Genomic DNA, 19,496 nt, shown 5'->3' with positions numbered 1-19,496 from the left:
TTACTATTTCTTAACAAAACTTTTATAAAGCGAGATTTTTATGCATCTTGCTGGCTTAATTCTATCTGATAATTCAAAATGAATAAAATACTTCTATTTTTCAGCTTTCTACTGATCGCAAATTTTACACAAGCACAAGAACTAGAACTACAAGCTGAAACTTCCAATCCAACATCAGAAATTAATGACGGTGTTATTGAGGTAACGGTCACTGGTGGAGTTGCACCCTACACTTACAAATGGTCCAATCAATCAACGCCTCTTTCAGAAAACAAGGCTGTAGGTTTAAGCGAGGGAATTGATTACACTGTTGAAGTAATAGACTCTCAGGGCAATACAGCAGCCGGAGTTTACAAAATTAAGGCAGAGCACATTACAGAAATTTTAAATGGAGCCGCAGTTCCTGCAGTAGCTGCAATGGGAAATATCCTTTTCTGGGATCCCTTTACAGCCACGGGAATTTATGATCCCGTAGTATATGCGGAAGGTAAAAATATATCTATTCCAGGCTGGGAAGCGGGCGATCTTAATAAGTATAGCTTAAAATCATGGTTAAAGCCTAATGGTGAAAAGGTAATGGTAGGTGATCCTATTGCAATTATTTCTGTTGCGGGAGGCCAGGACGTAACCATTAATTCGCCATCCACGGGAGTTTTTACTCACTTAGAAAGTAGAGGTAAAGAATTACAAGAAGGTGATGTTATCTATAACGGTGAAGTAGGAGGAGATGTAGTAGAAACTGGAGCTCACCTTTTTGCAAGAGTAGAGTACAGTGAGAAAGTTCCATTGTTGCATCCTAATGGAGACGTACAACAAAAGGGAATTCCTTTTATCGTGGTATGGTTAGTATTGGGAGCATTGTTCTTTACGATCCGTATGGGCTTTATCAACTTTAGAGGATTTAAGCACTCGATCGACCTTGCAAAAGGTAAGTTTGATGACCCATCTGCACCAGGTCAGGTAACACACTTTCAGGCGCTAGCAACAGCAGTTTCTGGAACCGTAGGCTTAGGAAACATTGCCAGTGTCGCGGTAGCTATTTCACTGGGTGGTGCAGGGGCAACCTTCTGGATGATCCTTGCAGGTCTTTTAGGAATGTCTTCAAAATTTGTAGAATGTACGCTAGGTGTAAAATATAGATTTATCGCTGCAGATGGTTCCGTTTATGGAGGTCCTATGAATTACTTGCGATACGGTCTCGCTAAACAAAATAAAAAAGGATTAGGAAAAGTACTAGCGGTGATGTTTGCTATACTTTGTATAGGAGCTTCCTTCGGTGGTGGAAATATGTTTCAGTCAAATCAAGCTTTTGCAGGTTTAGAAACACAATTTAGCTTCTTGGAAGGACAAGGGTTCTGGTTCGGGATTGTGACAGCTGTTCTAGTAGGAGTTGTTATCATAGGTGGAATACGCAGTATCGCAAAGGTTACTGAAAAAGTAGTACCATTTATGGCCAGTGTTTATGTTCTTGCAGCGCTAGCCGTTATTGTTATTAATATTGAAAACATCGGGCCAGCATTCAATGCCATTATCGATGGTGCATTCAGCCCATCTGCTATAAAAGGTGGAATTATAGGAGTTCTAATTGTAGGTTTCCAGAGAGCAGCTTTCTCAAATGAAGCCGGTGTAGGATCAGCAGCTATTGCACACAGTGTTGCAAAAACACACCATCCACCATCAGAAGGTTTTGTTGCATTGTTAGAGCCATTTATCGACACCGTTGTAGTTTGTACACTTACAGCGTTAGTTTTGATCTTTACAGGGATGCACGAGGTAGAAGGAATTGCGGGTGCACAATTAACCTCTGATGCTTTTGGTAGTGTTATTTCTTGGTTCCCTTATGTACTTGCAGGAGCGGTATTCCTTTTTGCTTTCAGTACTATGATCAGCTGGTCTTATTATGGGATGCGCGCCTGGACGTACCTTTTTGGTAGAAGCAAAACGGTTGAGGTGGCATACAAAATATTATTCCTGGTATTTGTTGTGATAGGTTCCTCTGTTTCATTGGGAGCGGTACTGGACTTTTCAGACATGATGATTCTTGCGATGTCATTCCCTAATATTATAGGGTTGTTGTTGATGTCAAAAGAGGTGCGTGAAGATCTGAATGTGTACTGGAAAAAATTAAAAGCTGGTGAACTAGGACTCAAGACAGATGCTTAAAATCACCAAATGAAAAATTTAAAATCCCTCTTTTTGTTCGACAAACGACAACAAAGAGGGATTTTGCTTTTAATGCTATTGTTAGTGATAGTTTGTGGATTGCGTTATTATGCCTCAACAATTCCTGATGATCGATTGCTTCTAACTGACGTTTCTGAATATCAGGAAAAAATCGACTCGCTCAAACGCATTGCCTATCGCAAGAAGGACACGATCTATCCCTTCAATCCTAACTATATCAATGATTATCGTGCCTATCAAATAGGATTGAATGAAGAAGAGTTGTTACGGTTAAACCGCTTTCGCGAAAGCGGAACATTTATCAATTCTCCAGCACAATTCCAGCAAGTGACTGAGGTAAGTAAACAGTGGCTAGATAGTATCTCACCCTATTTTAAGTTTCCTGCCTGGGTTAATAACCCAAAAACGAAATCAAAATCTTATACAAGCTATAAAGACCGGAAGATTGTTATTAGTAATATTAATACCGCTAGTCGTGAACAATTGAAAGAGGTCTATGGAATAGGTCCCGCATTATCTGGAAGGATTCTAGAGGAACGCATCAAATTGAACGGCTTTATCGCCATGGAGCAAGTACTGGATGTGTATGGAATCACAGACTCTACAATGCTGGAAGTGAAGAAACACTTTTTTATAAAACCGCCACAAGGCTTTAAAAAGCATAAATTAAATACGTCAACTCGGGATGAGTTGTCAACCATTCCTTATTTTAACGACTACCTCATTGATGAGCTGATAGAGCAGCGCACGTTGCGTGATGGTTTTAAAAGTTGGGATAAGGTGTTGTTAACCTCTAGGTTTCCTCAGGAAAAATTATCGCTAATTCAGCTATATTTGACATTGAATTAATAAAAAAACTATAAGTACTTTCTATGTATTCAAAATATTTCACGGAAGAACATAACGCGTTCCGACAAAGTTTTAGAGAATTTCTCAAAAAAGAAGCAGTGCCTCACATTGAAAGATGGGAAGAAACTGGCCAAATAGATCGTGACATTTTTAAGAAAATGGGCGATATGGGCTACTTCGGGTTGTATTATCCTGAAGAGTATGGAGGATTAGACCTTGATTTTTTCTATACTGTTATTTTTCTGGAAGAAATGCAACGTATAAATTCTGGTGGCTTTGCTGCTGCAATGTGGGTTCAGGCATTTTTAGGAGCTCAACACTTATTGAAAGAAGGTGATGAGAGAATAAAACAAGAATACCTAGTGCCTACACTAGTTGGTGATAAAATAGGATGCCTGTGTATTACAGAGCCATTCGGTGGGAGTGATGTTGCTGGAATGAGAACAACAGCTGTAAAAGATGGTGATCATTATGTGATCAATGGTTCAAAGACCTTTATTACAAATGGTGTTTATTCTGACTACTTAGTTATTGCTGCAAAAACAGATCCCGACGCTAAAGGTCGTGGTATTTCCATATTTGTTATGGATCGTGAAACTCCAGGAATAAGCGCTACTAAATTGAATAAATTAGGATGGAGAGCTAGTGATACTGGAGAGATAGGATTTAATGATGTACGCATTCCAGTAGAAAATTTGATGGGAGAAGAAGGAAAAGGCTTCCCTTATATCATGCAACACTTTGCACTAGAGCGATTGATTATGGCTATAAATGGTCATGCACGTGCAGAATATGCTTTAGAATATACGGTGGGATATATGAAGGACCGTACGGCATTCGGTAAGTCTTTGGATAAATTTCAAGCACTACGTCACAAACTTGCAGATATGATGAGCGAGGTTGAAATGGCAAAGAATTTTAATTATTCTATTGCGGAGGAACTTGACAAAGGTCTTTACCCAGTAAAAGAGGCGAGCATGGCAAAGTTGCTATCTACTAAAATTTCAGACGAAGTAATTTACGGTTGTCTTCAATTTTTAGGTGGTTATGGATATATTGAAGAATACCCATTAGCAAGAATGTCTCGAGATAGTAGATTAGGTCCTATAGGTGGTGGAACCAGTGAAATCATGCGTGAGATCATTGCAAAAATGACACTTGACGGCAAGGATTATAAGCCAGCTGCTAAGTAGTTCGAGGAACCACTCTTATAAAGTCTGGCTTACCATTTACCTTTAGTGAGCCAGACTTTTAAAAAGACCCTAGTAAAAAATCAATTAATAGTTTAGGATATCAATTAATAACGTATTTTTGCCATCCCAAAGAGAGGAGGTGATGATACTATGTTAATTATACCAGTTAAAGACGGAGAAAATATCGACAGAGCCCTGAAACGCTTTAAACGCAAGTTTGATCGTACAGGAAAAATGCGTGAACTACGCAGAAGACAGCAGTTCACTAAACCATCTGTTGCAAATCGCGCACAAAAAATTAAAGCTGAATACATCCAGCACTTAAGAGATGCGGAGAACCTATAGTTCTTTGCCTAATAGTAATACTGACGATCCGATAAATCACTAAATTTATCGGATCGTTTTTTTTATGCGCTTTTTTGATGAAACTGCCTGAATTTAAAAAATACCTAGAATCTGAGAAGCACTATAGTGCTCATACCTCTAGTTCTTATATAAGAGATCTTGAGCAATTCCAGGAATTCATTAAGGAACATGAAGTGGATCTGAAAGACGCTAATTACTCCATGGTGCGGCAGTGGATGTCAGAATTGATGGATGCAGCGCTGACAAGTAGGACCATCAATCGCAAAATGTCATCGCTCAAATCTTATTATAAATACTTGAGAGCACAGAACCACTTAGATTCTAATATGATGGTATTGCACAAAAGCTTGAAAATCGCCAAAAAAGTACAAGTTCCATTTTCTCAAAAAGAACTAAGCGACCTGTTCAATCAGCCTTATAATGAAGATTCGTTTGCAGAGGTTAGGAATAGAGCCATGATTGAATTATTGTATGTTACAGGAATGCGCCGTGCAGAATTGATGGGACTGACCCTTGATGCGGTACAAATTTCTCAGGATCGAGTAAAGATTTTAGGAAAACGGAATAAAGAACGAATCGTTCCACTATTGAAATCTTCTACTCAAATACTAACCGATTACCTAAATTTAAGAAACCCGCTAACAACCGATAATGAAAATCATTTTTTTATAACCGATTCAGGTAATCCAGTCTATGCGTCATTAATTTATAGAGTCGTTACTGATTATTTTAAACAAGTCAGTCTCAAAGTAAAGGTGAGTCCACATATATTGAGGCATACGTTTGCTACTCATTTACTGGATCAGGGTGCAGATTTAAATGCGGTGAAAGAATTGCTGGGACACACGAGTCTTGCAAGTACCCAGGTTTATACGCATACTAGCATGCAAGCATTAAAGGATATTCATCGTAAAGCTCATCCCAGAAATAAATAACGATATAACATTATCTAGAAATAGGAGGGCTTTTACATGTAGATTAAAAAAAATATAACCTTGAGCTAAATATTTTTCTTCAATTATTTTTTGCTAATTAAAAAATAGGCTTACATTTGCAGTCCGTTAGAAATAATGGGAGCGTGTGGCGCTTTAAATCTCACATAAGCCGATGTAGCTCAGCTGGCTAGAGCAGCTGATTTGTAATCAGCAGGTCGTGGGTTCGAGTCCCTCCATCGGCTCTTAAGTTTTTTGAAAAATTGAAATAATTAGATTGAGGGGAGATACTCAAGCGGCCAACGAGGGCGGACTGTAACTCCGCTGACTACGTCTTCGCAGGTTCGAATCCTGCTCTCCCCACATTTAATTAAGACCGTCATTATGATGGTAATTGCGAGAGTAGCTCAGTTGGTAGAGCGTCAGCCTTCCAAGCTGAATGTCGCCGGTTCGAACCCGGTCTCTCGCTCAAATATTTTCCGCTAGGGCGGGAATCTCACTTAAATGCTATGTGTGTTTTAGTGATAAAAAAGCCCTCGGCTATTTCGCTTTCGCGAAAGCGATAACACCATAAGCCGGTGTAGCTCAGGGGTAGAGCGTTTCCTTGGTAAGGAAGAGGTCATGAGTTCAAATCTCATCATTGGCTCTAAATAAAGAATAAGGTCTCTCCGGGAGACCCTAGATAGTATAAGCTGATTTGGTTTTATTTCCGTCTCAGTTTTTAATTGAAACACTAATATAAACTAAGATTATAATTATGGCTAAAGAAACGTACGATCGTTCGAAACCTCACCTTAATGTAGGAACTATTGGTCACGTTGACCACGGTAAGACAACTCTTACTGCTGCAATCACTAAAGTACTTGCAGATGCTGGTTACTCTAAGGCAACAAGTTTTGATCAAATTGACAATGCTCCAGAAGAAAAAGAACGTGGTATCACGATCAACTCTTCACACGTTGAGTATCAAACTAAAAACAGACACTACGCACACGTAGATTGTCCTGGTCACGCAGATTACGTAAAGAACATGGTAACTGGTGCTGCCCAAATGGACGGTGCTATTCTTGTTGTTGCTGCAACTGATGGTCCAATGCCACAAACGCGCGAGCACATCCTTCTAGGACGTCAGGTAGGTATTCCACGTATCGTTGTTTTCCTTAATAAGGTTGACATGGTAGATGATGAGGAGTTACTTGAATTAGTAGACATGGAAGTTCGTGATCTATTGAATTTCTATGAATATGATGGTGACAATGGTCCTGTTATATCTGGATCTGCACTAGGTGCATTGAATGGTGAGCAAAAATGGGTGGATTCAGTTCTTGAATTGATGGAATCTGTTGACACATGGATCGAGGAGCCTACACGTGAGGTAGATAAGCCTTTCTTGATGCCTATCGAGGATGTATTCTCTATTACAGGTCGTGGTACTGTTGCAACTGGTCGTATTGAGACTGGTGTGGCAAACACTGGAGATCCTGTTGAGATCATCGGTATGGGAGCTCAAAAATTGACTTCTACTATTACAGGTATTGAAATGTTCCGTCAGATTCTTGATAGAGGTGAGGCTGGAGATAATGCAGGTATCCTTTTGAGAGGTATTGAGAAATCTCAAATCTCTCGTGGTATGGTTATTACTAAGCCAGGATCTGTAACTCCACACGCTAAATTCAAAGCTGAGGTTTATATCTTGAAAAAAGAAGAAGGTGGACGTCACACTCCATTCCATAATAACTACCGTCCACAGTTTTACGTACGTACCACTGATGTAACTGGAAACATTATGCTTCCAGATGGTGTTGAGATGGTAATGCCTGGAGATAACTTGACAATTACTGTTGATCTTATCCAGCCTATCGCATTGAACCTAGGTCTTCGTTTTGCAATCCGTGAGGGTGGTAGAACAGTAGGAGCAGGTCAGGTGACTGAGATATTAGATTAATATTTCCAACTAAAGTAAGTATCCTATCTGATGAATTTTAGATAGGATACTTTCCCATTGTTGGGGAATACGTAAAGTTTTCGCTTTCGCGAAAGCATACTTACAGCAGATAAAACTGCATAAAATAGGAATGCGGACTTAGTTCAGTTGGTAGAGCACTGGTTTCCAAAACCAGCTGTCGGGAGTTCGAGCCTCTCAGTCCGCGCAAAATGATTAGAGTTAAATCCTTTGGGTCTTACTTTAATGATAACTGAAATAATGAAGTAGTGAGACGAGAAGCTTGTGCCGTTGAAGAACGGTAAGCCTGTCAGTCCGCGCAAAACGACAAGTTTATACTTGTTGAGAAACAGTACAAATGAACTCTTTACAAAGTTCAAAGAAATAATCAAGTGAAGCGATTCACGATAGATCGTTCAAATTATGGGATTAGTAACATATGTAAAGGAGTCTTACAATGAGTTGACAAACTTTGTCACGTGGCCTACATGGGCAGAGGCTCAAAAGCTAACGGTAACCGTGGCAGTCTTTTCAGTTATTTTTGCATTGATTATCTATGGAATAGATACCGTGTTTAGTACGGCTATTACCAATTACTTTGAATGGATCAAAACAACATAATACTACGACATGAGTGAGGAAAAAGATGTAATGAAGTGGTATGTAGTAAGATCTGTTAGCGGTCAAGAAAATAAGATCAAAGAATATATTGAATCTGAAATCAACCACCATAACCTAGGTGATTACTTAAAGCAAATTCTTGTTCCTACCGAAAAGGTAGTGCAGATACGAGACGGTAAAAAAATTAATAAAGAGAAGGTTTATTTTCCAGGATACATCATGGTTCAAGCACGTCTTGAAGGTGAGGTACCCCATATTATTAAATCTGTTAACGGCGTCATAGGTTTCTTAGGTGAAACGAAAGGTGGCGAGCCGGTTCCATTGAGAAGAGCAGAGGTTAATAGGATGTTAGGTAAGGTCGATGAGCTTGCAGAACAAACTGATAACGTTAACATCCCATTCAAGAGTGGTGAAACAATCAAGGTTATCGACGGTCCATTTAATGGGTTCAATGGTACAATTGAAAAAGTAAACGAAGAGAAGCGTAAGCTTGAGGTTATGGTTAAGATATTTGGCCGTAAGACTCCATTGGAGCTAAGCTATATGCAAGTAGAAAAAGTATAAGTGTTACAGTTTATAAGCAGTGTATAAGGCTTCCACTTTATATCTGTTAAACTTTGAAATAAATTAAAAATGGCTAAAGAAGTATCTAAGGTTGTAAAGTTACAAGTTAGAGGTGGTGCAGCAAACCCATCTCCACCTGTAGGACCTGCATTAGGTGCGGCTGGTGTTAATATCATGGAGTTCTGTAAGCAGTTCAATGCTAGAACCCAGGATAAGGCTGGTAAGATTTTACCAGTTGCAATTACGGTTTTTAAGGATAAGTCCTTTGATTTTGTAATTAAAACTCCTCCAGCAGCAGTACAAATCCTAGAAGCAGCAAAAATTAAAGTTGGTAGTGGTGAGCCTAACCGTAAGAAAGTTGGAACCATAAGCTGGGATCAGGTAAAACTGATCGCAGAAGACAAAATGCCTGATCTAAATGCTTTTACAGTAGAAAGCGCTATGAAAATGATAGCTGGTACTGCAAGATCATTGGGTATTAATGTAAAGGGCGGTAACGCACCTGCTTAAAACTTACAACAATGGCAAAATTAACAAAAAAACAGAAGGATACTAATGCAAAAATCGATAGGGCTAATACCTATACGGTTGCAGAAGCTTCCCAGTTAGTAAAGGATGTATCAACGGTAAATTTTGATGCCTCTGTAGATCTAGCAGTGCGTCTTAACGTGGATCCACGTAAGGCAAACCAGATGGTTAGAGGTGTTGTTACACTCCCACATGGTACTGGTAAAGATGTGAAAGTACTTGCATTAGTTACTCCAGACAAAGAAGCGGAAGCTACAGCGGCTGGTGCAGATTATGTAGGTCTTGATGAATATCTTGACAAAATCAAGAACGGTTGGACTGATGTTGATGTAATTATCACGATGCCTAGTGTTATGGGTAAGTTAGGACCGCTAGGACGCGTTTTGGGTCCACGTGGTTTGATGCCTAACCCTAAGACTGGTACAGTAACAATGGACGTTGCAAAAGCAGTAGCTGATGTGAAAGCTGGTAAAATTGACTTTAAGGTTGATAAAACTGGTATCATTCACGCATCTGTTGGAAAAGCTTCCTTTGATGCAGAAAAGATTGCAGGAAATGCAAGAGAATTAATCAACACGTTAGTTAAGTTAAAACCTACGACGTCAAAAGGAGTATATATCAAAAGTATATACATGTCTAGCACAATGAGTCCTAGCATCCAGATCGACACGAAGCGTTTTGCATCAGACGACTAAAAAATCTAGATAATGACAAGAGAAGAAAAAGCAACTGTTATACAGGATTTGACTGCTACGCTGGCTGACAACACAACCATTTATCTAGCAGATATATCTGGACTTAACGCATTACAAACAACAAACCTACGTAGAGCTTGTTTTAAAGCTAACGTTAGTCTTTCAGTAGTAAAGAACACCTTGCTTGCAAAAGCAATGGAGGCTTCTGATAAAGATTTTGGAGAGCTTCCAGAATTATTGAAAGGAAACACTTCAATGATGCTTTCTGAAGTAGCCAATGCACCAGCAAAGGTTATTCAGGGATTCCGTAAAAAGTCGGCTAAGCCGGTTTTGAAAGGAGCTTATATTGAAGAGACGGTTTATGTAGGAGATCACTTGATTGATGCATTAAGCGATATCAAATCTAAAGAAGAAATGATCGGAGAGATCGTTGGTCTTCTTCAGAGCCCAGCTAAAAATGTTATATCAGCACTTAAATCAAGTGGTGGTAAAATTGCTGGAATCATTAAAACGTTATCAGAGAGATAACACACAAATTAGTACGCAATTAATTATTTATAAATTTTATTAAAACGATAGAAATGGCAGATTTAAAAGACTTCGCAGAAAAGTTAGTAAACCTTACTGTGAAAGAAGTAAACGAATTAGCGACTATACTTAAAGACGAGTATGGAATCGAACCAGCAGCAGCGGCAGTTGCAATGGCTGGACCAGCAGCAGGTGGTGAAGAAGTTGAGGAGCAGTCAGAATTTGACGTAATCCTTAAAGCTCCAGGTGGTGCTAAACTAGCAGTAGTAAAGTTAGTTAAAGAACTTACTGGTGCAGGATTGAAAGAAGCTAAAGAACTTGTTGATAATGCTCCATCCCCAATCAAGGAAGGTGTATCTAAAGACGAAGCAGAAGCTCTTAAAGCTCAGCTAGAAGAAGCTGGTGCTGAGGTTGAGTTGAAGTAATTCATCTTACCTAATACATTAAGGTTTAGACCTGTGGGGTATCCCGCAGGTTTAGACCATTTTGCGTATAAAGATGAGACGTCGTCGATAACGCTTTTTTTAACTTAATACCGTGCATTGATGCTAGCAACAAACACAGAAAGAATTAATTTTTCAACGGTAACTTCTAAGGCAGAGTATCCTGATCTGCTGGATATACAAATCAAATCGTTTCAGGATTTCTTTCAATTAGAAACTAAATCAGATAGACGTGAAGTAGAAGGTCTCTACAATACCTTCATGGAAAACTTCCCTATTACTGATACGCGCAACCAGTTCGTATTGGAGTTTCTTGATTATTTCGTAGACCCACCACGATACTCTATTCAAGAGTGTATTGAACGTGGATTAACATACAGCGTGCCTCTTAAATCACGCCTCAAATTATATTGTACTGATCCTGAACATGAAGATTTTGAAACAATCGTTCAAGATGTATATTTAGGTACAATCCCATACATGACTACCTCTGGTACTTTTGTAATCAATGGAGCAGAAAGAGTCGTAGTTTCTCAACTACACAGATCTCCGGGTGTATTCTTCGGTCAGTCTTTCCACGCAAATGGAACTAAACTGTACTCCGCTAGAGTAATTCCTTTTAAAGGTTCTTGGATTGAATTTGCAACAGATATTAATAGCGTCATGTACGCCTATATCGACCGTAAGAAAAAGTTACCCGTAACTACTTTATTCCGCGCTATTGGATTTGAAAGAGACAAGGATATTCTTGGAATCTTTGATCTTGCAGAGGAAGTGAAAGCAAGTAAGACAGGGCTTAAAAAGTATTTAGGACGTAAACTCGCTGCTCGTGTTTTGAAAACATGGCACGAGGATTTCGTTGATGAAGATACTGGTGAAGTAGTTTCTATTGAGCGTAACGAGATTGTACTAGATCGCGATACTATCCTTGAGAAACAACATATTGATGAGATCATGGAATCTCAGGCTAAAACTATTCTTTTACATAAAGAGGACAATCAGTCTGCAGATTATGCTATTATCCATAATACTTTACAAAAAGATCCTACCAACTCTGAAAAAGAAGCGGTAGAACATATTTACAGACAATTACGTAACGCTGAGCCGCCAGATGAAGAAACTGCTCGCGGTATCATCGATAAGTTGTTCTTCTCTGACCAGAGATACAACCTAGGTGAGGTAGGTCGTTACCGTATGAATAAAAAATTGCAACTGGATATCCCTATGGATAAGCAGGTGCTAACTAAAGAGGACATCATTACCATCATCAAGCACTTGATCATGTTGATCAACTCTAAAGCAGAGATTGATGATATTGACCACTTGTCTAACCGTCGCGTTCGTACCGTTGGTGAGCAGTTGTCACAACAATTTGGTGTAGGTCTTGCTCGTATGGCAAGAACTATTCGTGAAAGAATGAATGTTAGGGATAATGAGGTATTTACACCTATTGACCTTATTAATGCAAAGACATTGTCTTCTGTAATTAATTCCTTCTTTGGGACGAATCAACTATCCCAATTCATGGATCAAACCAATCCTCTCGCAGAGATCACGCACAAGCGTCGTCTTTCCGCGCTAGGACCAGGTGGACTTTCCCGTGAAAGAGCAGGATTTGAGGTTCGTGATGTTCACTATACACACTACGGACGATTATGTCCAATTGAAACTCCAGAGGGACCGAATATTGGTTTGATTTCCTCGCTTGCAGTTTTCGCGAAAGTGAACAGCATGGGATTCATCGAGACTCCATATCGTACCGTTAAGGACGGCGTTGTGAATCTTAAAGATGCCCCAATTTACTTGAGTGCTGAGGAAGAAGAAGGAATGCACATTGCCCAGGCTAACTTACCATTGGAAAATGGAAAGATTACTTCTGAAAATGTAATTGCACGTATGGAAGGTGACTTCCCAGTAGTTGATCCTAGTCAGGTGGTTTATGCAGACGTTGCACCTAACCAGATAGCTTCAATTTCTGCTTCGTTAATTCCTTTCTTGGAACATGATGATGCAAACAGAGCGCTGATGGGATCAAACATGATGCGTCAGGCAGTTCCATTGTTGAGAGTTGATGCTCCTATTGTAGGAACAGGACTTGAAAGACAGGTTGCTCAAGATTCTAGGGTATTGATTAATGCAGAAGGTCCTGGTACCGTCGCTTATGTAGATGCGCAAAGAGTCGTTATTGAGTACGATAGAACAGATCGTGAAAAACTGATCAGTTTTGAGCCGGATGAGACCAGTTATAACTTGATCAAATTCCGTAAGACGAATCAAGGTACTTCTATAACATTGAAGCCTATCGTTCAGAAGGGTGATCGTGTAAGTAAAGGACAGGTTCTTTGCCAGGGTTATGCGACTGAGGCTGGAGAGCTTGCTTTAGGTCGTAACATGAAAGTGGCATTTATGCCATGGAAGGGTTACAACTTTGAGGATGCGATTGTAATATCAGAGAAAGTAGTTCGTGAGGATATATTTACTTCCATTCACGTGGACGAATATTCCCTGGATGTAAGAGATACAAAATTAGGTAATGAGGAATTAACGCCAGACATACCTAACGTTTCTGAAGAGGCTACTGCAAATCTTGATGAGAACGGTATGATCCGCATCGGTGCAGAGGTTGAGCCGGGAGATATATTAATAGGTAAGATTACTCCTAAAGGGGAATCAGATCCTACTCCAGAAGAGAAACTTCTAAGAGCAATCTTCGGTGATAAAGCAGGTGATGTAAAAGATGCTTCTTTAAAAGCTTCTCCATCATTACGTGGTGTTGTAATCGATAAGAAATTGTTCTCTCGTGCCGTTAAGGACAAGAAGAAAAGAGCGCAGGATAAAGAAGACATCGCAAGATTGGAACAAGAATATCAAGCTAAGTTTGATGATCTTAAGACAAGACTTGTTGATAAGCTTTTTGAAATAGTAAGTGGAAAAACATCACAAGGTGTATTCAATGACTTAGGAGAAGAAGTTCTTCCTAAAGGAAAGAAATACACGTTGAAAATGATGAATTCTGTTGATGACTTTACGCATTTAGTTTCTGGAACGTGGACTACCACTAAAGAAACTAACGAGACGGTTGCAGATTTACTTCACAACTATAAGATTAAGGAAAATGACCTTCAAGGTTCCTTGAGACGTGAGAAATTTACTGTTTCAGTAGGTGATGAGCTTCCAGCTGGAATTATAAAACTTGCTAAAGTTTACGTTGCTAAAAAACGTAAGCTTAAAGTAGGGGACAAGATGGCAGGACGTCATGGGAATAAAGGTATCGTTGCGCGTATTGTACGTGCAGAGGATATGCCATTTCTTGAGGATGGAACTCCAGTAGATATCGTACTAAACCCACTAGGTGTACCATCGCGTATGAACATCGGGCAGATTTATGAGACCGTTCTAGGATGGGCTGGTGAGAAGTTGGGCAAGAATTTTGCAACACCAATTTTTGACGGAGCAACCCTTGACCAGATCAACGCCTATACAGATGAGGCAGGAATCCCAAGATTCGGTCATACCTACTTATATGATGGTGGAACCGGAGAGCGTTTTGACCAGCCAGCAACAGTAGGTATTATCTACATGTTGAAACTGGGTCATATGGTTGACGATAAGATGCACGCACGTTCTATCGGTCCATATTCATTGATCACACAGCAGCCATTAGGTGGTAAAGCACAATTTGGTGGTCAACGATTTGGTGAGATGGAAGTATGGGCACTCGAGGCCTATGGTGCATCGAGCACACTTAGAGAGATCCTGACTGTTAAGTCTGATGACGTTGTAGGACGTGCTAAGACTTATGAGGCGATCGTTAAAGGTGAGCCTATGCCAGAACCAGGATTGCCTGAGTCATTTAATGTATTAATGCACGAATTGAAAGGTCTAGGATTAGACTTGAGACTCGAGGATTAATTTTTTCAGTGAGGACTGTGGATAGTTCGCTTTCGCGAAAGCGTAATAATCCAGATTCCTCACTATTCCTAACTTAAAATAGTACCATAAATATGGCTAGATATAACGACGCCCCAGCACAGAAGAAATTTTCCAAGATTTCAATCGGCCTGGCTTCTCCAGAAGCAATTCTTGCAGAGTCCAGAGGTGAGGTCTTAAAACCGGAAACGATCAACTACCGTACGCACAAACCAGAAAGGGATGGACTTTTCTGTGAGCGCATCTTTGGTCCGGTTAAGGATTATGAGTGTGCTTGTGGTAAATACAAACGAATCCGTTACAAGGGAATCGTATGTGATCGATGTGGTGTAGAAGTAACTGAAAAAAAGGTAAGACGTGACCGTATAGGACATATCAACCTTGTCGTTCCTGTTGCACACATCTGGTATTTCCGTAGTTTACCTAACAAAATAGGTTACCTACTGGGATTACCATCTAAGAAACTTGACATGATCATCTACTACGAAAGGTATGTAGTGATCCAGCCAGGTATCGCAAAAAATGAAGATGGTGAGGAGCTTAAAAGACTTGATTTCCTTACTGAAGAAGAATATTTGAACATTCTAGACACTATTCCACAAGAGAATATGTACCTAGAGGATTCTGACCCTAACAAGTTTATTGCTAAGATGGGTGCAGAGTGTTTGATCGATTTGCTTAAACGTATTGATCTTGAGACCTTGTCTTATGACTTGCGTCATAAAGCAAACAACGAGACGTCTAAACAACGCAAAATGGAGGCTTTAAAACGTCTTCAAGTAGTTCAAGCGCTTAAGGAATCTAACGAGCGTCGCGAGAACAAACCAGAGTGGATGATCATGAAGGTCGTTCCAGTTATTCCACCAGAATTGCGTCCATTAGTACCACTAGATGGTGGTCGTTTTGCAACTTCTGACTTGAATGACTTGTACCGCCGTGTGATCATACGTAACAACCGTTTGAAGCGATTGATGGAAATCAAGGCTCCAGAGGTAATCTTGCGTAATGAGAAGCGTATGCTTCAAGAGGCTGTGGATTCCCTATTAGACAACACTAGAAAATCAAGTGCTGTTAAAACGGATTCTAACAGACCATTAAAGTCACTTTCTGATTCATTGAAAGGTAAGCAAGGGCGTTTCCGTCAGAACTTACTTGGTAAGCGTGTAGATTATTCGGCTCGTTCGGTAATCGTCGTTGGACCAGAATTAAAATTGTTTGAATGTGGATTGCCTAAAGACATGGCTGCGGAATTGTATAAGCCTTTCGTTATTAGAAAGCTTATTGAGCGTGGTATCGTTAAGACGGTAAAATCTGCTAAGAAAATAATAGATAATAAGGAACCTGTGGTTTGGGATATTCTGGAAAATGTTCTTAAAGGACATCCAGTTATGTTAAACCGTGCACCTACACTTCACCGTTTAGGTATCCAGGCTTTCCAACCTAAATTGATTGAAGGAAAAGCAATCCAATTGCACCCCTTAGTATGTACTGCATTTAATGCAGATTTTGATGGGGATCAAATGGCTGTTCACCTTCCATTAGGACCAGAAGCAATTCTTGAATGTCAGTTATTAATGCTGGCTTCCCACAATATCTTGAACCCTGCAAATGGTAGCCCAATAGCGGTACCTTCTCAGGATATGGTATTGGGTCTTTATTATATGACCAAATTGCGTAGATCAGAAGAAGGTCACCCAGTAAGAGGTGAAGGACTGACGTTCTATGGACCAGAAGAATTAGTTATTGCATTTAACGAGAAGCGGGTTGACATCAACGCGCCAGTTAAATGTAGAATCAGCTTGTTGCAACCAGACGGTTCTTTCAAAAATGAGATCATTGAAACGACTGCAGGTCGTGTCATCTTTAACGAGAAAGTTCCTAACGAGGCAGGTTATATTAACGAGGTACTTACTAAGAAAGCACTACGTGATATCATCGGTGAAATCTTGAAGGTAACAGATGTTCCTAGAACAGCTACTTTCCTAGATGAAATTAAAGATCTAGGTTATGGATTTGCATTCCGCGGTGGGTTATCATTCTCTTTGGGAGATATTATGATTCCAAAGGAGAAGCAATCTATGATTGATGCTGCTAACAAGAAAGTAGATACCATCCGTGGTAACTATGGTATGGGACTAATTACTCAAAACGAGCGCTATAATCAGGTGATTGATGTGTGGACTGCTACTAATGCGCAGTTGACAGAACTTTCCATGAAAAACATTAGAGAGGATCAACAAGGATTCAACTCTGTGTACATGATGCTTGACTCTGGAGCACGTGGATCTAAAGAACAGATCAGACAGCTTACAGGAATGCGTGGATTGATGGCTAAGCCTAAAAAATCTAACTCTGGTGGTGGTGAAATTATTGAGAATCCTATTCTTTCCAACTTTAAGGAAGGACTATCGATTCTTGAATACTTTATCTCTACTCACGGTGCACGTAAAGGACTTGCAGATACAGCCTTGAAAACGGCAGATGCTGGTTACTTGACACGTCGTCTTCATGATGTTGCACAAGATGTTATCGTTAACACGGTAGACTGTGAAACATTAAGAGGTATTAGTGTTAGTGCATTGAAGAAGAATGAAGAGGTGATGGAGAAATTAGGAGCTAGAGTCGTAGGACGTACAGCACTTAATGATGTTATCGATCCAGCATCACAAGATGTACTTGTTGCTGCAGGTGAGATGATTACAAATGCAATTGCAGATCAGATTGAGATATCTGGTTTGGAAGCTGTAGAAGTAAGATCTTCCTTGACTTGTGAAGCAGAAAAAGGTGTGTGTGCTAAATGTTATGGTCGCAACCTCGCTACTAATAGAATGGTAATGAGAGGAGAAGCTGTAGGAGTAATAGCAGCACAATCCATTGGTGAACCAGGAACACAATTGACACTACGTACATTCCACGTGGGTGGAGTTGCAGGTAACGTTTCTGAAGAGAACACAATTGTTGCTAAAAATGACGGTATACTAGAAATAGAAGATATCAAAACAGTAAAAGGAACCAGTAGTGAAGGTAAAGAAATAGAGGTAGTAATATCTCGTACAGCTGAATCTAAACTAATGCACCCTAAAACTGGAATTCTTCTAAACTCTAATAACATTCCTTACGGTTCTGAACTTTATATCAAAATAGGTTCTGCTGTGAAGAAAGGTGATATTATCGCTAAATGGGATGCATTCAACGGTGTAATTATATCTGAATTTGCTGGTAAGATCAAGTTTGAAAATATCATTCAAGGGACAACGTTCCAAGTAGAAACGGATGAGCAGACAGGATATGAGGAGAAAGTAATTTCTGACTCTAGAGATAAGAAGTTAATCCCAACCCTACACATTGTAGATGCTAATGGTGATACTCAAATCAGTTACAATTTACCAGTAGGTGCACACTTGATGGTAAATGATGCTGAGAAGATCAAAGTAGGTAAAGTACTTGTTAAGATTCCACGTAAATCTGCTAAAGCAGGTGATATTACGGGAGGTCTTCCACGAGTAACAGAACTCTTTGAAGCTCGTAATCCTTCCAACCCAGCGGTTGTAAGTGAAATTGATGGTGTTGTTTCCTTCGGTAAAATTAAACGTGGTAACCGCGAGATCGTGGTAACCTCTAAAACGGATGAGATTAAGAAGTATCTAGTGAAATTATCCAACCAGATTTTGGTACAGGAAAACGATTATGTTCGTGCCGGTATGCCTCTATCTGATGGATCAATTACTCCTAAAGATATTCTTGCCATTAAAGGACCTAGTGCTGTTCAACAGTATCTTGTTAATGAAGTTCAGGAAGTATATAGATTACAAGGCGTGAAGATTAACGACAAACACTTTGAGGTTGTTGTTCGTCAAATGCTACGTAAGGTAAGAATCGTAGATCCAGGTGATGGAATTTTCCTTGAAAACCAGTTGGTTCATAAAGAAGATTTTATCCTTGAAAACGATAAGCTATACGGAATGAAAGTAGTAGAGAATGCAGGAGATTCTGCAACGTTGAAAGAAGGACAGACTATTTCTCCACGTGAGTTGAGAGATGAGAACTCCATATTGAAACGTGAAGATAAAGCACTTGTAGAAGCTAGAGACGTTCAGCCAGCAACGGCAGAGCCAGTTCTTCAAGGTATTACGAGAGCTTCCCTACAGACTAAATCATTTATTAGTGCGGCATCGTTCCAAGAAACTACTAAAGTATTGAATGAAGCTGCAGTAAGCGGTAAAGTAGATACTCTAGAAGGATTGAAAGAGAATGTAATCGTAGGACATAGAATTCCAGCGGGTACAGGAATGCGTAACTACGAGGATATCATCGTAGGGTCTAAGGAGGAATTTGAAAAATTACTTCAACGCAAGGAAGAGCCACAAGTGAACTATAATTAATGGATTCAAATAATAATAACGATCACAAGATCAACATCGAGGTAGATCCTGAAACGGCCGAAGGCCAATACAGTAATCTTGCCATTATAAACCATTCGGTTTCTGAATTCGTTGTGGATTTTGTGAACATTATGCCAGGTAACCCAAAGTCCAAGGTAAAGTCGAGGATCATATTAACTCCTCAACATGCAAAACGATTAGCTCGAGCACTAGCAGATAATGTTAGAAAGTTTGAAGCCTCGCATGGTGAGATCAAGGATTATGATAAACCGCCCATACCACTGAATTTTGGTCCTACTGGCCAAGCATAATTAAAAAGCCCGATACGAAAGTATCGGG

General features: G+C 39.8%; 15 protein-coding genes and 5 tRNA genes. All 20 read left to right on the top strand.

Going from position 1 to position 19,496, the window contains the following annotated elements:
* Positions 1-78: 78 nt before the first annotated feature.
* A complete protein-coding gene (locus IQ282_RS05755; protein ID WP_194850889.1) occupies positions 79-2,163 on the top strand; it encodes an amino acid carrier protein in 2,085 nt (694 codons plus the stop codon).
* 9 nt (positions 2,164-2,172) lie between these two features.
* Positions 2,173-3,033, top strand: coding sequence for a helix-hairpin-helix domain-containing protein (locus IQ282_RS05750; RefSeq protein ID WP_194850888.1), 861 nt, complete (start codon positions 2,173-2,175; stop codon positions 3,031-3,033).
* A gap of 23 nt (positions 3,034-3,056) precedes the next feature.
* Positions 3,057-4,226 carry an acyl-CoA dehydrogenase family protein gene (locus IQ282_RS05745; RefSeq protein ID WP_194850887.1) on the top strand — a complete coding sequence of 390 codons (1,170 nt, stop codon included), beginning with the start codon at positions 3,057-3,059 and terminating at the stop codon, positions 4,224-4,226.
* Positions 4,227-4,376: 150 nt separating this feature from the next.
* A complete protein-coding gene (gene rpsU / locus IQ282_RS05740) occupies positions 4,377-4,571 on the top strand; it encodes a 30S ribosomal protein S21 (RefSeq protein ID WP_194850886.1) in 195 nt (64 codons plus the stop codon).
* A gap of 77 nt (positions 4,572-4,648) precedes the next feature.
* Positions 4,649-5,527: a tyrosine-type recombinase/integrase gene (locus IQ282_RS05735; RefSeq protein ID WP_194850885.1), complete on the top strand. Its 879-nt coding sequence runs from the start codon at positions 4,649-4,651 to the stop codon at positions 5,525-5,527.
* Positions 5,528-5,695: 168 nt separating this feature from the next.
* Positions 5,696-5,769: transfer RNA gene (locus tag IQ282_RS05730), tRNA-Thr, on the top strand.
* A 36-nt stretch (positions 5,770-5,805) separates the two neighbouring features.
* Positions 5,806-5,887 (top strand) — tRNA-Tyr (locus tag IQ282_RS05725).
* Between the two features lie 33 nt (positions 5,888-5,920).
* Positions 5,921-5,993, top strand: a tRNA-Gly gene (locus IQ282_RS05720).
* Between the two features lie 105 nt (positions 5,994-6,098).
* A tRNA-Thr gene (locus IQ282_RS05715) sits at positions 6,099-6,170 on the top strand.
* 111 nt (positions 6,171-6,281) lie between these two features.
* Entirely contained in the window at positions 6,282-7,469 is a 1,188-nt protein-coding gene (gene tuf, locus IQ282_RS05710; RefSeq protein ID WP_194850884.1) for an elongation factor Tu, read from the top strand.
* A 132-nt stretch (positions 7,470-7,601) separates the two neighbouring features.
* Positions 7,602-7,674 (top strand) — tRNA-Trp (locus IQ282_RS05705).
* Positions 7,675-7,886: 212 nt separating this feature from the next.
* Complete coding sequence (gene secE / locus IQ282_RS05700; RefSeq protein ID WP_194850952.1) at positions 7,887-8,087, top strand: preprotein translocase subunit SecE; 201 nt, start codon at positions 7,887-7,889, stop codon at positions 8,085-8,087.
* A 9-nt stretch (positions 8,088-8,096) separates the two neighbouring features.
* Positions 8,097-8,651, top strand: a complete 555-nt coding sequence (gene nusG, locus IQ282_RS05695; protein ID WP_194850883.1) for a transcription termination/antitermination protein NusG — start codon at positions 8,097-8,099, stop codon at positions 8,649-8,651.
* Between the two features lie 69 nt (positions 8,652-8,720).
* Positions 8,721-9,161, top strand: a complete 441-nt coding sequence (rplK, locus tag IQ282_RS05690; protein WP_194850882.1) for a 50S ribosomal protein L11 — start codon at positions 8,721-8,723, stop codon at positions 9,159-9,161.
* An 11-nt stretch (positions 9,162-9,172) separates the two neighbouring features.
* Positions 9,173-9,874, top strand: coding sequence for a 50S ribosomal protein L1 (rplA, locus tag IQ282_RS05685; RefSeq protein WP_194850881.1), 702 nt, complete (start codon positions 9,173-9,175; stop codon positions 9,872-9,874).
* A gap of 12 nt (positions 9,875-9,886) precedes the next feature.
* The gene (gene rplJ / locus IQ282_RS05680; protein ID WP_194850880.1) at positions 9,887-10,402 is read left to right on the top strand and encodes a 50S ribosomal protein L10; all 516 of its coding nucleotides are present in this window, start codon (positions 9,887-9,889) and stop codon (positions 10,400-10,402) included.
* Between the two features lie 53 nt (positions 10,403-10,455).
* Positions 10,456-10,827, top strand: a complete 372-nt coding sequence (rplL, locus tag IQ282_RS05675; RefSeq protein ID WP_194850879.1) for a 50S ribosomal protein L7/L12 — start codon at positions 10,456-10,458, stop codon at positions 10,825-10,827.
* 120 nt (positions 10,828-10,947) lie between these two features.
* Positions 10,948-14,757 carry a DNA-directed RNA polymerase subunit beta gene (gene rpoB, locus IQ282_RS05670; protein ID WP_194850878.1) on the top strand — a complete coding sequence of 1,270 codons (3,810 nt, stop codon included), beginning with the start codon at positions 10,948-10,950 and terminating at the stop codon, positions 14,755-14,757.
* A 92-nt stretch (positions 14,758-14,849) separates the two neighbouring features.
* Positions 14,850-19,157 (top strand): DNA-directed RNA polymerase subunit beta', encoded by a 4,308-nt coding sequence (gene rpoC, locus IQ282_RS05665; RefSeq protein WP_194850877.1) that lies wholly within the window; start codon positions 14,850-14,852, stop codon positions 19,155-19,157.
* Positions 19,157-19,468 (top strand): DUF3467 domain-containing protein, encoded by a 312-nt coding sequence (locus IQ282_RS05660; protein WP_194850876.1) that lies wholly within the window; start codon positions 19,157-19,159, stop codon positions 19,466-19,468. The genes rpoC and IQ282_RS05660 overlap by 1 nt, the downstream gene beginning before the upstream one ends.
* The last annotated feature ends 28 nt before the right edge of the window (positions 19,469-19,496 follow it).

Source organism: Nonlabens antarcticus, from assembly GCF_015356755.1.
Taxonomy (GTDB): Bacteria; Bacteroidota; Bacteroidia; order Flavobacteriales; family Flavobacteriaceae; genus Nonlabens; species Nonlabens antarcticus.
The sequence above is the reverse complement of the archived record's forward strand: the minus strand, read 5'-3'. Positions and strand labels throughout refer to the sequence as shown.